Source organism: Pseudarthrobacter sp. NPDC059871, assembly GCF_042731175.1.
GTDB lineage: Bacteria > Actinomycetota > Actinomycetes > Actinomycetales > Micrococcaceae > Arthrobacter.
Map to the genome: position 1 here is coordinate 1 of NZ_JBHWJV010000031.1, position 1099 is coordinate 1099.

General features: G+C 60.7%; 2 protein-coding genes. Both read left to right on the top strand.

Going from position 1 to position 1099, the window contains the following annotated elements; genetic code table 11:
• Nucleotides 1-83 precede the first annotated feature (83 nt).
• The gene (locus ACFV4R_RS20180) at nt 84-428 is read left to right on the top strand and encodes a helix-turn-helix domain-containing protein (protein WP_377204344.1); all 345 of its coding nucleotides are present in this window, start codon (nt 84-86) and stop codon (nt 426-428) included.
• Nucleotides 413-1063 (top strand): IS30 family transposase, encoded by a 651-nt coding sequence (locus ACFV4R_RS20185; protein ID WP_377204343.1) that lies wholly within the window; start codon nt 413-415, stop codon nt 1061-1063. The genes ACFV4R_RS20180 and ACFV4R_RS20185 overlap by 16 nt, the downstream gene beginning before the upstream one ends.
• Nucleotides 1064-1099 lie beyond the last annotated feature (36 nt).

The window sequence follows — 1099 nt, forward strand, 5'->3', positions numbered from 1 at the left end:
CAAGACAAGAACCCAGCTTCAGGCACAATAGAACAGCAACCCGTGGCCCTGTTTTCAGTCGGCAAAACTGGCCCTATTTTCGGTTGGCGTTAACACACACCGTTGTTCTGAAGTCCGGGGACATCAAAAAGGTTGCTCCCATTTCCCATAAGAGGCCGATCGTTATCTCCGCCCGGTTTCTCTCTGAATCGGAACGAATCACGATCGCAGACCTCCTGCATGCCCGGCGGAGCATTCGTTCCATCGCGATGGAACTCGGGCGCAATCCGTCCACCGTGAGCAGAGAGATTCGCCGCAACATTCACGAACCTTCCGGCAACTACCGTCCGCGGACAGCACAGCGCATCGCCGAACGTAGACGGAGCCGCCAACGGACCGGCAAGATCGCAGCCACCCGGAGCTGCAGGAGTTCGTGCGTGAACATCTGATGCAACGCTGGAGCCCTCGCCAGATCAGCAACCGTCTGCGCGCTAATTTCCCGGGACAGCCCGAGATGCACGTCGTGCCCAAGACTGTTTACCAAGCGCTGTACGGGCGAGGAAGCCTGGATCTGGCCGTGGACCCGGCCGTCGCGCTGCGCAGCGGGCGGACCGGCCGCCGGCCGCGCCGCCGGAAGGAACACCGGACCAAGCGATTCCCGGACATGGTCATGATCCGAGACCGGCCTGCGGAAGTGATCGGCAGACTAGTACCAGGGCATTGGGAGGGCGATCTAATAATTGGGAAGGGCGGTCGCTCGGCCATCGCCACACTGGTCGAACGGACCACGCGCTTCATCATTCTCGTGCACTTGGCAGGGAACCGTGGTGCTGAGAACCTGCGCGATCGGCTAGCTGATTCGATGAGACGGCTCCCGCCGCACCTCCGCCGTTCTTTGACCTGGGCTCAGGGAACTGAGATGGCCTGCCACCAGGATTTCACGCGGCAGACGCTGATTCCGGTGTATTTCTGTGACCCGGCGAGCCCCTGGCAGCGCGGCTCAAACGAGAACACAAATGGCCTGCTGGACTGGTCCCCGGAAGTTGGACACTTTAATAAACGTTACGCGCTGGCGAGGTTGTGAGCGAGGTATTCGTCGGGGCTGAGGTAGCCAAGTCTC